This window comes from Paraburkholderia tagetis (assembly GCF_022213065.1).
Taxonomy (GTDB): Bacteria; Pseudomonadota; Gammaproteobacteria; order Burkholderiales; family Burkholderiaceae; genus Paraburkholderia; species Paraburkholderia tagetis.
This window is the reverse complement of the sequence record NZ_JAKLJA010000016.1, coordinates 110,143-127,897: the sequence shown is the minus strand read 5'-3', so window position 1 is coordinate 127,897 and position 17,755 is coordinate 110,143. Positions and strand designations below refer to the sequence as shown.

The 17,755-nt window shown below is 65.9% G+C and carries 17 protein-coding genes; 12 read left to right on the top strand and 5 right to left on the bottom strand.

Annotated elements, in window-relative coordinates:
• Window positions 1-96 precede the first annotated feature (96 nt).
• Together L5014_RS19830 and L5014_RS19825 are read left to right on the top strand one after the other, a co-directional pair.
• A complete protein-coding gene (locus L5014_RS19830) occupies window positions 97-897 on the top strand; it encodes a class I SAM-dependent methyltransferase (protein ID WP_238465443.1) in 801 nt (266 codons plus the stop codon).
• 116 nt (window positions 898-1,013) lie between these two features.
• On the top strand, window positions 1,014-1,325 hold the full coding sequence (locus L5014_RS19825) for a thioredoxin family protein (RefSeq protein ID WP_338019308.1): 312 nt from the start codon (window positions 1,014-1,016) through the stop codon (window positions 1,323-1,325).
• Window positions 1,326-1,374: 49 nt separating this feature from the next.
• Here L5014_RS19825 and hpaR read toward each other — a convergent pair whose 3' ends face one another.
• On the bottom strand, window positions 1,375-1,770 hold the full coding sequence (gene hpaR, locus L5014_RS19820) for a homoprotocatechuate degradation operon regulator HpaR (protein WP_238465464.1): 396 nt from the start codon (window positions 1,768-1,770) through the stop codon (window positions 1,375-1,377).
• 198 nt (window positions 1,771-1,968) lie between these two features.
• Between hpaR and L5014_RS19815 the strand changes: the two genes are divergently transcribed.
• The 7 genes from L5014_RS19815 (at window position 1,969) to hpaI (ending at window position 8,009) form a co-directional block, all read left to right on the top strand.
• Window positions 1,969-2,754 (top strand): fumarylacetoacetate hydrolase family protein, encoded by a 786-nt coding sequence (locus tag L5014_RS19815; RefSeq protein WP_238465441.1) that lies wholly within the window; start codon window positions 1,969-1,971, stop codon window positions 2,752-2,754.
• A complete protein-coding gene (locus L5014_RS19810; protein ID WP_238465440.1) occupies window positions 2,751-3,560 on the top strand; it encodes a fumarylacetoacetate hydrolase family protein in 810 nt (269 codons plus the stop codon). The genes L5014_RS19815 and L5014_RS19810 overlap by 4 nt, the downstream gene beginning before the upstream one ends.
• Window positions 3,550-5,007 carry a 5-carboxymethyl-2-hydroxymuconate semialdehyde dehydrogenase gene (hpaE, locus tag L5014_RS19805; RefSeq protein WP_238465439.1) on the top strand — a complete coding sequence of 486 codons (1,458 nt, stop codon included), beginning with the start codon at window positions 3,550-3,552 and terminating at the stop codon, window positions 5,005-5,007. Before L5014_RS19810 ends, hpaE begins: the two co-directional genes overlap by 11 nt.
• Window positions 5,008-5,024: 17 nt before the next feature.
• The gene (gene hpaD / locus L5014_RS19800; RefSeq protein ID WP_238465438.1) at window positions 5,025-5,888 is read left to right on the top strand and encodes a 3,4-dihydroxyphenylacetate 2,3-dioxygenase; all 864 of its coding nucleotides are present in this window, start codon (window positions 5,025-5,027) and stop codon (window positions 5,886-5,888) included.
• 18 nt (window positions 5,889-5,906) lie between these two features.
• Window positions 5,907-6,308, top strand: a complete 402-nt coding sequence (locus tag L5014_RS19795; protein ID WP_238465437.1) for a 5-carboxymethyl-2-hydroxymuconate Delta-isomerase — start codon at window positions 5,907-5,909, stop codon at window positions 6,306-6,308.
• 52 nt (window positions 6,309-6,360) lie between these two features.
• Complete coding sequence (gene hpaH, locus L5014_RS19790) at window positions 6,361-7,164, top strand: 2-oxo-hept-4-ene-1,7-dioate hydratase (protein ID WP_238465436.1); 804 nt, start codon at window positions 6,361-6,363, stop codon at window positions 7,162-7,164.
• A 68-nt stretch (window positions 7,165-7,232) separates the two neighbouring features.
• Complete coding sequence (hpaI, locus tag L5014_RS19785; RefSeq protein WP_238465435.1) at window positions 7,233-8,009, top strand: 4-hydroxy-2-oxoheptanedioate aldolase; 777 nt, start codon at window positions 7,233-7,235, stop codon at window positions 8,007-8,009.
• Between the two features lie 60 nt (window positions 8,010-8,069).
• Here hpaI and L5014_RS19780 read toward each other — a convergent pair whose 3' ends face one another.
• Window positions 8,070-8,513, bottom strand: coding sequence for a MarR family winged helix-turn-helix transcriptional regulator (locus tag L5014_RS19780; RefSeq protein ID WP_238465434.1), 444 nt, complete (start codon window positions 8,511-8,513; stop codon window positions 8,070-8,072).
• A 193-nt stretch (window positions 8,514-8,706) separates the two neighbouring features.
• On the opposite strand from L5014_RS19780, the gene L5014_RS19775 reads away from it, so the two are divergent.
• Both L5014_RS19775 and L5014_RS19770 read left to right on the top strand, forming a co-directional pair.
• Window positions 8,707-9,477, top strand: coding sequence for a class II aldolase/adducin family protein (locus L5014_RS19775; RefSeq protein WP_238465433.1), 771 nt, complete (start codon window positions 8,707-8,709; stop codon window positions 9,475-9,477).
• Between the two features lie 3 nt (window positions 9,478-9,480).
• A complete protein-coding gene (locus L5014_RS19770; protein WP_238465432.1) occupies window positions 9,481-10,521 on the top strand; it encodes a 2-dehydropantoate 2-reductase in 1,041 nt (346 codons plus the stop codon).
• Between the two features lie 155 nt (window positions 10,522-10,676).
• On the opposite strand, the gene L5014_RS19765 is transcribed toward L5014_RS19770, so the two are convergent.
• Window positions 10,677-11,978, bottom strand: coding sequence for an MFS transporter (locus L5014_RS19765; RefSeq protein WP_238465431.1), 1,302 nt, complete (start codon window positions 11,976-11,978; stop codon window positions 10,677-10,679).
• 576 nt (window positions 11,979-12,554) lie between these two features.
• On the opposite strand from L5014_RS19765, the gene L5014_RS19760 reads away from it, so the two are divergent.
• Entirely contained in the window at window positions 12,555-15,233 is a 2,679-nt protein-coding gene (locus tag L5014_RS19760) for a mechanosensitive ion channel family protein (RefSeq protein ID WP_238465430.1), read from the top strand.
• A gap of 294 nt (window positions 15,234-15,527) precedes the next feature.
• Here L5014_RS19760 and L5014_RS19755 read toward each other — a convergent pair whose 3' ends face one another.
• Complete coding sequence (locus L5014_RS19755) at window positions 15,528-16,280, bottom strand: aspartate/glutamate racemase family protein (protein ID WP_238465429.1); 753 nt, start codon at window positions 16,278-16,280, stop codon at window positions 15,528-15,530.
• Between the two features lie 14 nt (window positions 16,281-16,294).
• Window positions 16,295-17,710 carry a dihydropyrimidinase gene (hydA, locus tag L5014_RS19750; RefSeq protein WP_238465428.1) on the bottom strand — a complete coding sequence of 472 codons (1,416 nt, stop codon included), beginning with the start codon at window positions 17,708-17,710 and terminating at the stop codon, window positions 16,295-16,297.
• Window positions 17,711-17,755 lie beyond the last annotated feature (45 nt).

Here is a 17,755-nt window from a genome sequence, read left to right as displayed (position 1 = left end):
AAGCATGCGTCGAACGCGCGGCCATCCGCCTTGACGCAACCAGCGCGCGTCCCCAGACTGGGCGAGTCTCCCGATAGCCCGATCGTCCGATACCCCATGAACCAGATCACGCCTTTCATCCCCGAGCGCTTTCACAACGCCGCCCCGCATTACCTGAGCGGCCGCCCCGCGTACTCGCCCGCACTCATTCGCCGCGTCGCGCAGCACGCCGGTCTCGACGGCACGCAGCGCCTGCTCGACCTCGGCTGCGGCCCCGGCCAGCTCTCGCTCGCATTGGCGAGCTGGGTGGCTAGCGCCGTGGCGATCGACCCGGAGCCCGCCATGCTCGAAGTCGCCGCGCAACTGGGCGCGGGCATCGCGCCGAACATCGAGTATCGCCGCGGCAGTTCGTACGACCTCTCGCCCGCGCTCGGCAAGTTCGACCTCGCGGTGATCGGGCGGGCGTTTCACTGGATGGATCGTGTGGATACGCTCGCGCGCCTCGATGCGATCCTCGGCGAACGCGGCGCCATTGCGCTCTTCAACACAACGCATCTCGACGACCCGCAGCGCCCCTGGGCCGCACAATATCGCGACCTGCTCGACCGTTACGCCAATACCGATCCCACGCGCGAGATGCGCCGCTCGCCACAATGGGAGAGCCACACCGACGTGCTCGCGCGCTCGGCGTTCGCCGCCATCGAGCGCATTTCGGTGATCGAGTACCGGCGCGTGAGCGCGGAGCAGTTGAAGGCGCGCCCGCTCTCGATGTCGAGCCTCTCGCGCGAACGCCTGGGCGGGCAGCTCGATGCGCTGCTCGCCGAAATCGACGCCATCGCTTCCACGCATGGCGACGAGGGCTGGCTCATCGAGCGCATCGAATCGACCGCTACGATTGCCACGCGGGCGCTCGCCTGACCTCGCGCCTAACCTCGCATAACGCCGCGTAATCAACACGCAGTGACTCGGCGGTGACGTCAGCGTGTCGGGGCCGCTTGCGGTATCGTGTGAAGATGATTTCTCAGGGAGATGCAATGAGCTACGCCACGAAAGCCCCCGCGCGCCAGGAGATCGATGCGCTGAGCGGTCTCGCCGTGCTGGAATTCGGCACCGATTGGTGCGGCTATTGCCAGGGCGCGCAGCCTTTGATTGGCGATGCGTTCGCGAAGCATCCTGGCGTGCGCCGCATCAAGGTGGAAGACGGCCCGGGCCGCGCGCTCGGCCGCTCGTTCCGCGTGAAGCTCTGGCCCACGCTCATCTTTCTGCGCGACGGTGCGGAAGTGGCGCGCGTGGTGCGGCCGGGTAAGGCCAGCGAACTCGATGTGGCGTTCGACACGCTGGGTTGAGCGGTTCGATCAGTGCATAAAAGCGGGCCCGGCTTGAAGCGCCACACACTCACTCAAGCCCAGCCAACAAATCATCAATAGCGCGATATACGCGCTCCACGACTTCCGGCCCCACCTCCGCTTCAAGCGCCTTGTAGCGCACTTCCAGATCTCTGGAAATCGCCTTCACGAGCTGATGACTCTTCTTCGTAAGCGTCACCAGCACGCGCCGCTGGTCATCAGCAAAGCGCTCCTTCGTCACGAGACCCAGCGCCTCCATGCGCGCGAGCACGCCCGCCATGCTCGGGCTCGAAATCGTGCACAAGTCGGAGATCTGGCGCGGCTCCAGCGGCCCGCTCTCGTTGAGCGCGCGAATCACGCGCCACTGCTGCTCCGTGAGCCCATGCGCCGTGATCAGCGGACGAAAGCGCTCCATCATCTTTTCGCGCGCACGCAAAAGCAGCATGGGCAGGTTACGGTGCGCAACGCGGGTGGACGCGCGAGACGAATCGGACATGGTGGCTTCGTTCAATCTTTGTTCATTTCGGCCGTACAGGTATAGGGCCAGGGAAAACCCGCGAAATCTTCATCGATGGTTGACGCTGGATGATAGCAAGCGCAGACTCACTCACATATTAGTGTTTTCGGGAAAACGAGTCACGACATGTTTTCACTGGCCGACCATCTGCTGCATCTCGAAGGCGAAGCCCTGCCGCGCGACGTGAGCGCAACGGCAGCGCGCGCGCTGCTTGCGGGCGGCGCGCGCTGCCGGGCTCCCGTATCCGGCGCCGTATACGGGACGCTGCTCAACGACCGCGCCGCGCTCGACGCGCTGGGCGATGCCGTGAACGCCCCGCCCTACAAAGCGCCGCCCCGCGCCCCCATCCTCTATCTCAAGCCGCGCAATACGCTCGCGGGTCACGGCGCGCGCGTGAGCGTGCCGGATGCGCAAGGCGTTCAGGTAGGCGCGTCGCTCGGCATCGTGATCGGCCGCACCGCCTCGCGCGTCGAGCCGCATGAAGCGTTCGATTACATCGCGGGCTATACGCTGGTGGCCGACCTCAGCGTGCCGCACGAGAGCGTCTATCGTCCGTCCGTGCGCTTTCGCGCTCGCGACGGCTTCTGCGTGATCGGCCCAACGGTGCAGGCGCGCAAGCATGTCGCCGATCCGGACCGGCTCGCGATCCATGTCGATATCGAGGGCGAGCCGCGTTTCAGCGCGAATACGTCCACCTGCGTGCGCGGTGTCGCGCAACTGCTCGCGGACGTGACCGATTTCATGACGCTCTCGGCCGGCGACGTGCTCACGCTCGGCGTGCCGCATGGCGCCCCCATCGCGCATACGGGTGCGCGCGCAACTATTTCGATTGCCGACTGGCCCGCGCTCGCCATCGAATTCATCGCACCGCTAACGGCCGCACATACCGCCAAGCAAGGAGCCGCAGCATGATGCGAGGTCGCGTTGCCTATGCCGGCGCCATCCACGAAGCAAGACCCGATGGCAACCGCGTGCGTCTCGCCGACGGGCGCGTGCGCGAGGAGCATGAAGTCGTCTGGCTCGCACCGTTCGAGCCCGGCACGATCTTCGCGCTCGGCCTGAACTACGCCGAGCACGCGAAAGAACTGCAATTCACGCAGCAGGACGAGCCGCTCGTGTTTCTCAAGGGGCCGGGCAGCGTGATCGGGCATCGCGGCGTCACGCGCCGCCCTGCCGATGTCACGTTCATGCACTACGAGTGCGAGCTCGCAGTCGTGATCGGCCGCACGGCGCGCGAGGTCGCGCGCGACGACGCCATGCAGTACGTCGCGGGCTATACCATCGCCAACGACTACGCGATCCGCGATTATCTGGAGAACTACTATCGCCCGAACCTGCGCGTGAAGAACCGCGACGGCGGCACCGTGCTCGGGCCGTGGTTCGTCGATGCCGCCGATATCGCCGACGTCAACGCACTGGAATTGCGCACGTATGTGAATGGCAAATTGAAGCAGCGCGGCAATACGCGCGACCTCGTCACCGGCATTGCCGAACTGATCGAGTATTTGAGCCGCTTCATGACGCTCGCGCCCGGCGACGTGATTCTCACGGGCACACCCGAAGGCGTCGTCAACGTGAATGCCGGCGACGAGGTGATTTGCGAAATCGACGGCCTCGGTCGCCTTGTCAATACGATCGCGTCCGACGCCGAGTTCGGCCGCGCCGCCCCGACGCAACAGAAGTCAGTGAGAACCGAGCGAGAACGCCATGCGCATTGAACACCTGATCGACGGCCGCGCCCATGCGGGGCGCGACTACTTCGAGACCGTCGACCCCGCGAACCAGGATGTGCTCGCGGAAGTCGCGCGCGGCGGCGCAGAGGAAATCGACCTGGCCGTGCGCGCCGCGAAGCACGCGTTCCCCGCCTGGGCCGCGAAACCCGCGGCGCAGCGTGCGAAGCTCGTGCGCAAGCTGGGCGAGCTGATTGCGAAGAACGTGCCCGAAATCGCGCTGACCGAAACGAAGGATACCGGCCAGACCATTTCGCAAACGGGCAAGCAGCTCGTGCCGCGCGCCGCCGACAATTTCACTTACTTTGCCGAAATGTGCACGGCCGTGGACGGCCATACCTACCCCACGAGCACGCATCTGAACTACACGCTGTTTCATCCCGTTGGGGTATGCGCGCTCATCTCGCCCTGGAACGTGCCGTTCATGACGGCCACCTGGAAGGTGGCGCCGTGCCTCGCGTTCGGCAACACGGCGGTGCTCAAGATGAGCGAGCTTTCGCCGCTCACCGCGTCCATGCTCGGCCAGCTCGCGCTCGAAGCGGGCATTCCATCAGGCGTGCTGAACGTCGTGCACGGCTTCGGCAAGGACACGGGCGAGCCGCTCGTCGCGCACCCCGATGTGCGCGCAGTCTCCTTCACCGGGTCGACGGCCACGGGGAACCGCATCGTGCAAACCGCGGGCCTCAAGAAGTTCTCGATGGAGCTGGGCGGCAAGTCGCCGTTCGTGATCTTCGAAGACGCCGATTTCGAACGCGCGCTCGATGCCGCTGTGTTCATGATCTTCTCGAACAACGGCGAGCGCTGCACGGCGGGCTCGCGCATTCTCGTGCAACGCTCGATCTACGCGAAGTTCGCCGAGCGCTTCGTCGAGCGCGCGAAGCGCATCGTGGTGGGCGACCCACTCGACGAGAAAACCGTTGTCGGCCCGATGATCAGCCAGGGCCATCTCGCCAAGGTGCGCAGCTATATCGAGCTCGGGCCGAAGGAAGGCGCGACGCTCGCGTGCGGCGGGCTCGATGCGCCCGCGCTGCCGGAGGCCCTGAAATACGGCAATTTCGTGCAGCCCACGGTGTTCGTCGATGTCGACAATCGCATGCGCATCGCGCAGGAAGAGATCTTCGGGCCGGTTGCGTGCCTGATTCCCTTCGACGACGAAGCCGACGCCATCCGCATGTCCAACGACATCGCCTACGGCCTGTCGAGCTACGTGTGGACCGAGAACACCGGCCGCGCGCTGCGCGTGGCCGCCGCCGTGGAAGCCGGCATGTGCTTCGTGAACAGCCAGAACGTGCGCGATCTGCGCCAGCCGTTCGGCGGGTCGAAGGCTTCGGGCGTGGGCCGCGAAGGCGGTACCTGGAGCTACGAAGTATTTCTTGAGCCGAAGAACGTGTGCGTCTCGATGGGCTCGCATCACATTCCGCGCTGGGGCGCTTGAACAAGGAGTCAACCGTAATGGGCAAACTCGCGCTGGCGGCCAAGATCACACACGTGCCGTCGATGTACCTCTCCGAATTCGACGGCCCGCACAAGGGCTGCCGCCAGGCCGCCATCGACGGTCACCGCGAAATCGGCCAGCGCTGCCGCGAACTGGGCGTGGACACGATCGTCGTGTTCGACGTGCACTGGCTCGTGAACAGCGAGTATCACATCAACTGCGCGCCGCATTTCGAAGGCAATTACACGAGCAACGAGCTGCCGCATTTCATCAAGAACATGCAGTACGCGTACCCGGGCAATCCCGCGCTCGGCCACCTGATTGCCGACGTCGCGAACGAAATGGGCGTCAAGAGCCGCGCGCATAGCGAGACCACGCTCGAACTCGAATACGGCACGCTCGTGCCGATGCGCTACATGAACGCCGATCAGCACTTCAAAACGGTATCGGTGGCGGGCTGGTGCATGTGGCACGACCTCGCCGCGAGCGCGCGCTTCGGGCTCGCGGTGCGCCGTGCCATCGAAGAGCGCTACGACGGCACCGTGGCGATGCTCGCGAGCGGCTCGCTCAGCCACCACTTCGCCAATAACGGCACGGCCGAGCAGTTCATGCACAAGGTCTGGGACCCATTCCTCGAAGAGACGGACCGCCATGTGGTCTCGCTCTGGGAGCGCGGCGACTGGAAGACCTTTTGCAGCATGCTGCCGCTCTACGCCGAAAAATGCTGGGGCGAAGGCGGCATGCACGATACGGCCATGCTGCTGGGCGCGCTCGGCTGGGACCGCTACGAAGGGCGCGCTGAAGTCGTCACGCCATATTTCGGCAGTTCGGGTACTGGGCAGATCAACGCCGTCTTTCCGGTCACGCCACTTGCCGTCTAAAACCCGAAGGAGCGCCTCGTGCCGCATCTCACCCTCGAATACAGCGCCAATCTCGCCGACGACGCGAGCATCGGCCAGCTTTGCGCGACGCTCGCGCAGGTGCTCGACGCGCAGCGCGACGCAAGCGGCGCACGCGTGTACCCGCGCGGCGGCATCCGCACGCGCGCGCTGCGCTGCGAGCAGTATTTCATCGCCGACGGCGACCCAAGTAACGCCTTCCTGCACGGCTGCCTGAAGATCGGCGCGGGCCGCACGCCCGAAGTACGCAGCGCCACCGGCGACGCGCTTTTCGAAGCCATCAAGCAGCACTTTGCGCAGGCGTTCGCCGCGCACGGGCTTGCGCTTTCGCTGGAGATCGTCGAATTCAGCGAAGCAGGCGCGTGGAAGCACAACAACCTGCATGCCCGGCTCAAAGCCTGAGCGCTCACGCGTTTCACGCGCTTTGAGAACCTCGCAAACCACGGAAATCGCCATGCTAGATCCGCAACTCATTCGCGAACTGGCTGCCCAGCTCGACGAAGCCGAACGCACGCGCACCCAGTTGCGCCACTTCTCACGCAGCCACCCGTCGATGACCGTCGACGACGGCTACGCGATCCAACGCGAATGGGTCAAGCTCAAGCTCGCGGCAGGTCACACGATCAAGGGCCGCAAGATCGGCCTCACGTCGCGCGCGATGCAGCGCTCCTCGCAGATCGACGAGCCCGATTACGCGCCGCTGCTCGACAGCATGTTCATCGAGGCCGGCAGCGGCATTCGCGCCGAGCGCTTCATCGCCCCGCGCGTGGAAGTGGAGCTCGCCTTCGTGCTGCAAAAGCCGCTACAAGGTCCGAACGTCACGCTGTTCGACGTGCTGGACGCGACCGCTTACGTCACGCCCGCGATCGAGATCATCGATGCTCGCATCGAGCAGTTCGACCGCGAAACCAAGGCGCCGCGCAAGGTGTTCGACACGATTTCCGACTTCGCCGCGAATGCCGGCGTGATACTGGGCGGCCGCCCGGTGAAACCGCTCGACGTCGACCTGCGCTGGGTGGGCGCGTTGCTTTACAAAAACGGCGCGATCGAGGAAAGCGGGCTTGCCGCCGCCGTGCTCAATCATCCGGCCACGGGCGTGGCCTGGCTCGCCAACAAAATCGCGCGCCACGACGAGCGCCTCGAAGCCGGCGACGTGATTCTGAGCGGCTCGTTCACCGCGCCCATTCCCGCGCGCGCGGGCGACACGTTCCATGCGGATTACGGCCCGCTTGGCGGCATCGGCTTCAATTTCGTCTGAGGCCGTCTGAGGCCGTCTGATGCCCCCGTGATGGCGCCCGCCATCGCCGCCAAACCATCAGGATTCCCATGCAAATACTCGACAACCCGTTCAAGCGCGCACTCGCGCAAGGCCGTCCGCAAATCGGTCTGTGGGCTGCACTCGCCGACTCATACGTGACCGAGCTGCTCGCGGGCACGGGCTTCGACTGGCTGCTGATAGACGGCGAGCACGCGCCCAACGACCTGCGCAGCACGCTCGCGCAACTGCAGGCCGTGGCGCCGTATCCCACGCACCCGATCGTGCGGCCCGTGCGCAACGACGCCGCCATCATCAAGCAGTTGCTCGACATCGGCACGCAGACGCTGCTCGTGCCCATGATCGAAAACGCCGACGATGCGCGCGCCGCCGTGGCCGCCACACGCTATCCGCCGCTCGGCATTCGCGGCGTGGGCAGCGCGCTCGCGCGCGCGTCGCGCTGGAACGGCTCCGCCGATTATCTGCATCGTGCCGCGGATGAACTCTGCATGCTGGTGCAGGTGGAGACGGCCAACGCACTTGCGCAGCTAGACGACATTGCCGCCGTGGAGGGTGTGGATGGCGTATTCTTCGGCCCGGCGGATTTGAGCGCTTCGATGGGCCTGCTCGGTCAGCCGGGCGCCCCGGCGGTGCGCGAGGCGATTGTCGCCGGCATTCGCGCCGTGCGTGCGCGTGGCAAGGCAGCAGGCGTGCTGGCCGCCGACCGCACGATCGCTCACGAATATCTACAGGCCGGAGCGACCTTCGTTGCAGTCGGCAGCGACGTTGCGCTGCTTGCACGCGGCGCGAGCGACCTGGCTGCGGCGTTCCGCCAGCCTGCCGCCTGATTCGGCCATAGGGGGCGCCGCGCCCGGCGCCCTCATTGTTCTTCCGCCTTTTGCTTTCGCTTACTCCGGCTCGCCGCCCTGCGCCACGAGCTTCGCCAGCGCGCTCTGCAACGCTTCGCGTTCCTGCTCGCTCAGCACCGAGAGAATCGCCTCGTTACCCGACTTCGAAATGGCCGACGCGCGCCGATACGTACTGCGCCCCTGCGCGGTGAGCTTGACGAGCACGCCGCGTGCATCCGCCGCGTTCGAGGCCTTTTCGAGCAGCCCCTTGCGCTCCAGCACATCGGTCGCGCGGCTCGCCTGGCTGCGATCGAGATTCGACAGGCGCCCGAGATCCGACACCGAAATCGGCCCGAACGCCCCCACGCTCAGCAGAAGGCGCGCCTCCGTGAGCGTGAGCGACAGCGCCGCCGAAAACGCCTCGTTCATGGTGCGGTCCGTCTGCTTCTTCAGCACGTGCAGCCGGTAAGTGAATAGCTCTTCGATCTGGTTCTTGCCCGTCATCTCTCGTCTCGTGCAGCCTCGCCAAATGGCATGCGCTAGCATAGCATCTACGAAACCCCTTTAATAAAGGGATTTAATGGAATATTTGATGCTTGCACACGCATTTATTTGCGCGTAGCATCGGTTTGTCGCCGGGTCATTCAGCGCAGCTTGCCTGCCGCGCCCGCGCGGCACCCAAAACGGAGACGCCCCCATGAGCGCAACACCCGAAGCCGCTCGCCCCGCCTGGTGCGAGCCGCACGAATGGGCCGCACGCGTGAAGCTCGCGGCCACCTACCGCGTATTTCACCTGATGGGCTGGACCGAATTGATCTTCAACCACATCACGCTGCGCGTGCCCGGTCCGGAGAAGCACTTCCTGATCAACCCATTCGGCCTTGCGTATGACGAAATCAAGGCGTCGAATCTCGTGAAGGTCGATCTCGACGGCAATATTCTGAGCCCCGGCGACTATCCGATCAATCCGGCCGGCTTCGTGATCCACAGCGCAATTCACGCCCATGTGGAAGATGCGCATTGCGTGATGCATACGCACACCACGGCGGGCCTTGCCGTTGCGTGCATGGAAAGCGGCCTCGCGTACACGAACTTCTATTCGGCGCAGTTGCACGGCATGGTGGCTTATCACGACTTCGAAGGCATCACCGTGCACGACGAAGAAAAGCCGCGGCTTTTGAAGTCGATGGGCGACCGGCGCCTGCTCATCCTGCGCAATCACGGCCTGCTTGCGCACGGCGCGAGCCTTGCGCACGCGTTCGTGCTGCTCTGGACGCTCAATCGTGCCTGCGAGATCCAGTGCGTCACCGACTCGATGCACGGCGAGACCATTCCCATCGACCCGGCCATTACCGCGCGCTCCACGCGCGACGCCCTGCAGTTCTCGCCCGCGCATGGCGCCGGCGAAAATGTGCTTGCCGCGCTGATCCGGCGCGTCGAGCGCATCGACCCTTCATACAAGGAGTAAGCCGTGAATTCCTCGCAGCGCAACATCACGGTGGTCGGCGCCGGCGCGATCGGCGGCCTCATTGCGGCACGGCTCGCGCGAGCGCAAAGCAGTGCGAACCCCAGCGGCGCGAACATCAACGTGCTCGCGCGCGGCGCGCATCTCGAAGCCATCCGTCGCGACGGCCTCACGATACTCGAAGACCCCGAGAACGGCATGCGCTACACCGCGCGCGTAAACGCCACCGACAATGCCGCCGAGCTCGGCGCGCAAGACATCGTGTTCGTCTGCCTCAAGGGCCAGGCACTCGTGCAGGCTGCCGCCTCGCTTGCGCCGCTCGTCGGGCCGCACACGCATATCGTCTCCGCGATGAACGGCGTGCCGTGGTGGTTCCTCGCTAACGCCAGCGGCGCGCATGCGGGCGGTGACAATCGACACCTCGAATCCGTCGATCCGGGCGGCGTGGTGTCGGCGGCGCTGCCGCCCGCGCGGGCATCGGGCTGCGTCGTGCATCTCTCGTCGTCGATTGCGGCGCCCGGCGTGATCCGCAAGGGCAAAGGCAATCTGCTGATCGTGGGGGGCGCCGCGCCGCACACGGCGGCGCGCGCCAAGGACGCGTGCGCGCTGCTTGCGCAGGCCGGTTTCGACGTGCAGGCCACCGGGCAAATCCAGCATGAAATATGGGCCAAGCTCTGGGGCAACATGACAATGAACCCCATCAGCGCACTCACGCGCTCGACCGCCGACGTGATCCTCGACGACCCGCTCACCGCGAGCCTCGTCAAGACGATCATGGCGGAGGCCCGCGCGATAGGCGAAGCACTCGGCATCGGCCTTGCCATGACCATCGAGGAGCGCAACGCCATCACGCGCAAGCTGGGCGCGTTCAAGACCTCGATGCTGCAAGACGTGGAAGCGGGCCGCACGCTCGAGGTGGAAGCGCTGCTGGGCGCGCCCTACGAGCTCGCGCAACGCGCGGGCGTGGCCGCGCCATCGCTTGGCATGCTCTACGGCCTTGCGCGCCAGCTCGATGCGAATCTCGAAGCGGCGCGACGCGCCGCGTAGCCCGCCCTTGCGTGCTCTTGCGTGCTCTTGCGCGCTCTTGCGTGCTCTTGCGTGCTCTTGCGTGCTCTTGCGTGCTCTTGCGTGCTCTTGCGTGCTCTTGCGTGCTCTTGCGTGCCTCGCGGCTGGATAGCCTGGCCGCGAGGCACGCACAATCCTCAGTCCTCCAGCGGCTTGCCGGTCAGGTCGCGGATGAACGGCAACGCGAGGCACGAGAGCGCCGCGCACACCATCACGTACCAGGCGGGCGCGTGCAAGTCGCCCGTGACCTTGATGAGCCAGGTGGCGATGGCCTGCGCGAAGCCGCCGAAGATCGCCACGCCCACGCTGTAGACGATGGCCATGCCCGTCGCGCGCACGGCGCGCGGGAACATCTCGGGCAGCATCGTGATGGCGGGCGCGGCCTGCAAGGCGAGCAGCACGCTCAGGCCGCCCACGGTAATCAGCAGACGCGCGGCGTCCGGGCCGCTCGATAGCCACTGGAACGCCGGCCAGATCAACAGCACCACGGCCACGCGCGGCCAGAACACCAGCGCGCGCCGGCTGATGCGGTCGGAGAGCAGCCCCGCCAGCGGCCCCACCACGAACGTCACCACGCCGGACACGAGGCCCGCCAGCAGCGCCGTGGGCGCGGGCACCTTGAGCTCGTGGATCGCGTAGGTCGGCATATAAAACGTGACCACATAAGCGATCACCGTCGACCCCATCGTGAGCAACGTGCCCAGCAATGCGCGGCGCCAGTGGTCGCGCAGCACCGTGAGCACCGGCATGCGCACAGGGCGCCCATCCGTGCCCGCATGGGTGCTCGCCTGCTCTTCCAGGCGGCGCCGAATCCACATGCCGATCGGCGCAATCGCCACGCCCATCAGAAACGGCACGCGCCAGCCCCACGAGAGCAGGCTCGCGGGATGCAACGACATCGTCAGGATTCCTGCCATCAACGCGCCGAACGAAACGCCCAGACCCTGGCTCGCGAACTGGTAACTGCCGAGCAGCCCGCGATTGGCCGGCGTGCCCGCTTCGATCAGCAGCGTGGTGGAAGCGCCCACCTCACCGCCCGCCGAGAAGCCCTGCAACAGCCGCGCGAACACGATGATCATGGGCGCCGCCACGCCGATCTGCGCGTAAGTGGGTGCAAGGCCGATCAACGCGCAGCCTAGCGCCATCATGAAGATGGTGAGCGTCATGGCGGGCTTGCGGCCTGCGCGGTCCGCGTAGGCGCCGATCACGACGCCGCCGAGCGGGCGCATCACGAAGCCCACGCCGAAGGTCGCCACGGAGGCGAGCAGTTGCCCGTAGCTCGACATGGTGGGAAAGAACAGCTTGCCGATCGTGAGCGCGAAGAAGCTGTAGACCGTGAAATCGAAGAACTCGAGCGCATTGCCGATGGTGGCCGCGAAAATCAACTGCTTGCGGCTCAACCCGCCCTTGCGCACTGCAGTCATGCCGACGCTATTCATGTGCACTCTCCGGTGGCCGCTGCGCGGCCTGATTCAAGTTTCGTGCAACGGTAGCACCAGGGACATATCGCGCGCCACTGATCAAAACCCGCCCCGGTTCCGCACCGATTCGCCCGCCTGCTGGCGCGGTGTCATACGCCGCGCCGAGGCCACTTTGTGGTGGGCTTATGGAATTGGCTGTTAGTTGCAATAGACCGGATTTGAAAAAAATTTTGCCGGCGCGCGCCTGCGCATGTCTCACATCAACGGCGCATTATCAGCAGTCCGTATCATGCAGGCCATCGTTGCCGCCATCGAGAAGATGGGTATTCGCCGTCCTCGCACACACGTGCACACACATGCACACGCGCGCATACTTTCAGGCACTGCCTGAAGCGAGAACGAGCATTGCAAGAAAAACGCAAGCCGTTGCGCGCTAGCGCCCGCGAGCCCGGGCACGAAACTTGCGGCCACACAACACTTCACCGGATTCGATATCGCATTCTGCCCATGCCAAGGACGCTTCTTTCTTTCTGCTTACGATCACGTCGCTTACGATCACACATCACGCAGCGCTTCAACGCGCTGATTGCCGCCTTGGCGTGCACGCTGTTACTTGCCTTGCTCGGCGCCACGCCGTGCAGCGCGGCGGCCCCGGCTGCCGCATCGGGGGCGAACCCCGCCTCCCCTGTTGCGCTAACACCCGCACAAGCCCATGCGGCACTTCAGGTGCTCGACGATCCGGTCCAGCGCGCACACGTGGCGGACACGTTGCGCGCGATTGCCGCTGCGGGCGCACTCGCCACGCCGGCTACAGCAACCTCGGCCAGCACGGCCAGCACGGCCACTGCGGCATCGGCGGCCAGCAGCGCGGCGGCATCCGCACCGCTCGCGAAAGCACTGCGCTCGAATGGCCTCGTGCTGCAAATCGCCGACGGCGCCGCACGTGGCGCACAGGTCGTCGGCCAGCAACTCCTGCGCGCGCGTGGCGCGCTCTTCAACGTCACATCCGCACGCGACTGGTGGAGCGTGCGCCTCGGCACGCCGGCAGGCCATGAGATGCTGGTCTCGCTGCTGCGCGTACTGCTGCTCACGCTGGTGCCCGCGCTCGCGATCGAGGCGCTCCTGCGCCGCGCCATCAGCAAACCGCATCGCGCGCTCGCCGAGCACGCAGCAGCCGTGCAGGACACGGAAGATGCCCGGGACAAGGGCCGAGCCGCAGCGCCAAACGCGGGCATGCCGAATACACCGGCATCCTCACCGTTATCGCCCGAGGCAACCGATGCGGAACCAGTGCAAACCGATCAGGCGACCCTGCGCGAGGCGGCCGGCATGGAGCCCGCCGATTCCGACACAATCGCGGGCAGCACCGCGAACACCACCGCGAAGGCCTGCCTCGATGAGCACGCTGACGCCAAGGCAAGCGCCCTCGCCGCCGCGGCCAACGACTCCTACAAGCAGAGTGTCGCCGCGCTCGCGCGCGAGGCGCGCCACCGTGTGCGTGGCGCGCACCACTGGAGCCTGCTCAAGCGCCTGCCCTGGGCGTTTCTCGTCGCGCTGCTCGAACTCGTGCCCGTGATCGGATTCGGGCTGTGCGCCGCCGGCGTGCTCTCGCTGTTCGGCCCCGAGGACGCCGCGCCCGCCGCCGCCGTCGGCCAGGTCGTCGATACGTGGGTGATCTGCCGCGTCATCCTCGCCATCGGCACCATGCTCTTCGCGCCCGACTCCGACGCCCTGCGGCTCGTGCCGCTCTCCGGCACCGGGCCCGAGTTCGCGCAGCGCTGGCTCCGGCGCATCGTCGTGATCGGCGGCGTGGGCGGCGTGCTCGGCGGCGCGGTGCCGCTCGGCATGACCGAGGACGCGCATCTCGCGCTGCTGAAGCTCGTCATCCTGTTCGCCCACGTCGCGCTCGCGCTGGCGATCCTGCAATGCCGCCAGCCCGTGGCCGCGGCCATCCGCAAATCGGCCGCCGAACGCAGTTCGTTCGCGTATCTCGTCCACTGGTTCGCCGATATCTGGGCCGCCGCCGCCGTCTTCGTCGTCATGGCGCTGTGGTTCGTCTGGGCGCTCGACCTGCGCGGCGGCTACCGCGAACTCATGCGCGACGGCGGCGTCTCGCTCGCCGTGCTGCTCGCCGCGCGCATGGTGGCCATCGTCACGCTCGGCGCACTCGGCCGCGCGTTCGATCCGGGCGGCAACGGCGAGAACATGACGATCGCGCAGCGCCGCGCGTATCGCTACTACCCGGCGCTGCGGCGCATCGTGATCGCCGCGCTATGGCTCGTCACGCTCGACGTCCTGCTGCGCGTGTGGGGCATGCATCCCGGACGCCTCATCGCGAACGCCCCCATCGGGCATCTGATCGGCTCCGCGCTGCTCACGATCGCCATTGCCATCGCCGTGGCCATCGTGATCTGGGAGGCGGCGAACGGCGCCGCCGAGCGGCGCCTGAGCGCCTGGACCGACGCGGGCGACTTCGTGCGCGCCGCGCGCCTGCGCACGCTGCTGCCGATGTTCCGCACCACGCTCTTCGTCGCGATCTTCGTGGTGGTCGGGCTCACGGCGCTCTCGCAGCTCGGCGTGAACACCGCGCCGTTGATTGCGGGCGCAAGCATTTTCGGCGTGGCGCTCGGCTTTGGCTCGCAAAAGCTCGTGCAGGACTTCATCACCGGCATCTTCCTGCTCACCGAGAACGCCATGCAGGTGGGCGACTGGATCACGGTTGCGGGCGTCTCGGGCACGGTCGAGTTCCTCTCGATCCGCACGGTGCGCCTGCGCGGCGGCGACGGCTCGCTCTACACCGTGCCGTTCAGCTCGGTGACGACGGTGAACAACACGAATCGCGGTATCGGCAATGCGGCGGTGAAGGTGCAGATCGCGCACGGCGCGGATCTGCAGCGCGCCATCGACACGCTCAAGGAAATCGGCGCGGAGATCCGCAGCGACGAGAAGTACAAGGAGGGCATTCTCGGCGACTTCGCGTACTGGGGCGTGGATCAGGTGGACGGCGCGAGCGTGACGCTCGTGGGCCAGATCCAGTGCAATGATTCGGCGCGCTGGGGCGTGCAACGCGAATTCAACCGCCGCGTGCTGGAGCGCTTCACGGAGCGCGGCATCGAGCTCGCGAATCCGCAGCGCAGCTTTGTGATCGGCACCGCGCGCAACGGCGACGTTGAAGGGCGCATGTACGGCGATGACCATCAAGATTCGAGCGCCGACGATGGAGATCGCGGCACGGCGCGCCCACGCAATGAAGCGCGCGGCAAGCCGAATTGATACGCAGGCCGGTGCGCGACTCGCGTGCGCCGGCCTCACCATTCATCTTGCGCAAGCACTCCCGAAAAGGCTCACCTCAAGCGGCGCCATGCCTTCGTCGTGCATTGCGTGTGCGGCGGACTTTTCAGTCCAATCAATGACCTACGTGCGGCATGGCGAGGTGGAGCAGGCGCTTCGCGACTGCTCCCGAACAAGCTCACCTTTGCGTGCGTTTATTGCGTGCCCTTTGTGTGTCGCCAGTCCTTGATGCGCGAATCGATGATTTCGAGCGAGGGCAGCACGAAGTCGATCGGATTAGTCCGCCTTCCTGCCGCTCAGCAGTCGTTCAAGCGACTCAGGCAGACCACGATTCGGCTTGACCGGCGGCTGGGCGAAACTGCCCTTCGTCGCCTTCTTCGGCGCGAGCCGGATAAGGCCTTCGAGCTGGGTCACCGCGCTCGACACGCCATCGACCACCGGCACCGGCAATTCGTGGCGTATCTCGCGTGCGAGCCCTGCGAGCGGCGCGCCGGCGATGATGATGACGTCGGCGCCGTCGTTCTCGACCACCTCGTTACACAGCGTCTTCAGTCGTGCCGAGTAGTCCTGCTGCACGCTGCCGATATCGCGCAACGGTTCCTCGAGCGAGCGGATGCTGGCGAGCCGGCTCGCCAGATGGCTGCGTTCGACCGTCTCGCGATACCACGCCTTGATTCGCGGCGAGATCGCGATGATCGAGAAGCGCTGCCCAAGCGTCGCGGCGGTCATCAGCGAGGACTCGGTCAGCCCGACGACCGGCACGTCGAGCAATTCCTTGATGCCCTGAAGGCCCGGGTCGCCGAACGCGGCCACCACGACACCGTCGTAAGTCCCCTGACGTTCGGCCGCCACGCACGCGGTTGCATACCCGCCGACCAGCGCCTCGAAGCGCGTCTCGATGTACGCCACGCCGAACGGCGCGGTCGCGACCTCGATCTCCGTGCCCGGCGATGCACTGCGCTGCGCTTCCGTCCGGATCAATGTCGAGACGCTCTCGGAGATATTGGGGTTGATCACCAGGATCTTCATGCTGTGTTCCTGTTTTAGAGGTCGAGGTACTGCGGCTTGCCCGCAGCGACAAACCGGCCCCGGCCCGCTTCCGGCTCGAGATAGCGCCCGCTCTCGACCAGCAGTTCGCCGCGCGACAGACAGTGCTGCGGCCAGCCCTGAACACTGCGGCCCTCGTAGGGCGTGTAGTCGACGTTGTGGTGCAGCGCCTCGTTCGCGATGGCGACCTGCTTGAGCGGGTCCCACAGCACGATGTCGGCATCGGCGCCGACCGCGATGGTGCCCTTGCGCGGATAAAGGCCGTACAGCTTCGCGGGATTCAGCGACGTCAGTTCGACGAATTTGTGCAGCGACAGCTTGCCCTGGCTCACGCCGTCGAACAGCAGCGGCAACCGGGTCTCGATGCCGGGAATGCCGTTCGGAATATGCTCGAACGAGACTTCCTCGCCAGCGGGCTTCTTGCCCTGAGGATCGTCGAACGAGAACGGCGCGTGGTCGGACGAGAACACGCTGAATGTGCCGCGCTTCAGTGCGCTCCACACGGCCTTCTGGTTGGACGTGTCGCGCGGCGGCGGACTGCAAACACACTTGGCGCCGTGATAGCCGTCCTCATGGCCGAGGTCTTCCGCAGTCAGATAAAGGTACTGCGGGCAGGTCTCGGCATAGATATTGAGGCCGCGTTTCTGCGCCCATTCGATCTGTTCGATCGCTTCCTGGCCCGACACGTGAACGATCAGGATCGGCACGTCGACGAGTTCGGAGAACGCAATCGCGCGATGCGTCGCTTCCCGCTCGACCACGGCCGGGCGCGACAGCGCGTGATACTTCGGCGCGTGATTTCCGGCTTCGGTGAGCTTGTCGGTCAGCCATGCGATGCAGTCCGAATTCTCGGCATGCACCATGACCAGCGCCTGGTTGCGGCGTGCCACGTCCATCACTTCGAGGATCTCGCGGTCGCTGAGCTTGAGATCGTCGTAGGTCATGTAGATCTTGAACGACGTATAGCCGGCCGCGATCAGTTCCGGCAGTTCGCGCTCCAGCACCTCGGGCGTCGGGTCGGAGACGATCAGGTGGAACGCGTAGTCGGCGACCGCGCGACCGTCGGCGCGACGATGGTAATCGGCCACCGCGGCTTTGAGCGATTGCCCCTTTTCCTGCGCGGCGAACGGGATCACGGTGGTGGTGCCGCCGCAGACGGCGGCGCGCGTGCCGCTCAGGAAATCATCGGCCATCTTCAGCCCTTCGGGCATGGGCTGATCGAGATGGCAATGCGCGTCGATACCGCCGGGCAACGCCAACAGGCCGGTGGCGTCGATCTCGCGCTTGCCGGCGCCAAGATCGCGGGCCAGCGCCACGACGACGCCGTCCTTCACGCCAATATCGCAGTTAAAGCGCTCGGACGCCGTCACCACGTCGGCATTACGGATCACGAGGTCGTATACGGTTGTCATGGCAGATCTCTCAGGCAACTCAGGCAACTCAGGCAACTTCATGCA

Bases quoted from the DNA above. Each gene is read 5' to 3' on its own strand.
- L5014_RS19830 (WP_238465443.1), top strand. From the start codon at position 97: ATGAACCAGATCACGCCTTTCATCCCCGAGCGCTTTCACAACGCCGCC.
- L5014_RS19825 (WP_338019308.1), top strand. From the start codon at position 1,014: ATGAGCTACGCCACGAAAGCCCCCGCGCGCCAGGAGATCGATGCGCTG.
- hpaR (WP_238465464.1), bottom strand. From the start codon at position 1,770: ATGCTGCTTTTGCGTGCGCGCGAAAAGATGATGGAGCGCTTTCGTCCG.
- L5014_RS19815 (WP_238465441.1), top strand. From the start codon at position 1,969: ATGTTTTCACTGGCCGACCATCTGCTGCATCTCGAAGGCGAAGCCCTG.
- L5014_RS19810 (WP_238465440.1), top strand. From the start codon at position 2,751: ATGATGCGAGGTCGCGTTGCCTATGCCGGCGCCATCCACGAAGCAAGA.
- hpaE (WP_238465439.1), top strand. From the start codon at position 3,550: ATGCGCATTGAACACCTGATCGACGGCCGCGCCCATGCGGGGCGCGAC.
- hpaD (WP_238465438.1), top strand. From the start codon at position 5,025: ATGGGCAAACTCGCGCTGGCGGCCAAGATCACACACGTGCCGTCGATG.
- hpaH (WP_238465436.1), top strand. From the start codon at position 6,361: ATGCTAGATCCGCAACTCATTCGCGAACTGGCTGCCCAGCTCGACGAA.
- hpaI (WP_238465435.1), top strand. From the start codon at position 7,233: ATGCAAATACTCGACAACCCGTTCAAGCGCGCACTCGCGCAAGGCCGT.
- L5014_RS19780 (WP_238465434.1), bottom strand. From the start codon at position 8,513: ATGACGGGCAAGAACCAGATCGAAGAGCTATTCACTTACCGGCTGCAC.
- L5014_RS19775 (WP_238465433.1), top strand. From the start codon at position 8,707: ATGAGCGCAACACCCGAAGCCGCTCGCCCCGCCTGGTGCGAGCCGCAC.
- L5014_RS19765 (WP_238465431.1), bottom strand. From the start codon at position 11,978: ATGAATAGCGTCGGCATGACTGCAGTGCGCAAGGGCGGGTTGAGCCGC.
- L5014_RS19755 (WP_238465429.1), bottom strand. From the start codon at position 16,280: ATGAAGATCCTGGTGATCAACCCCAATATCTCCGAGAGCGTCTCGACA.
- hydA (WP_238465428.1), bottom strand. From the start codon at position 17,710: ATGACAACCGTATACGACCTCGTGATCCGTAATGCCGACGTGGTGACG.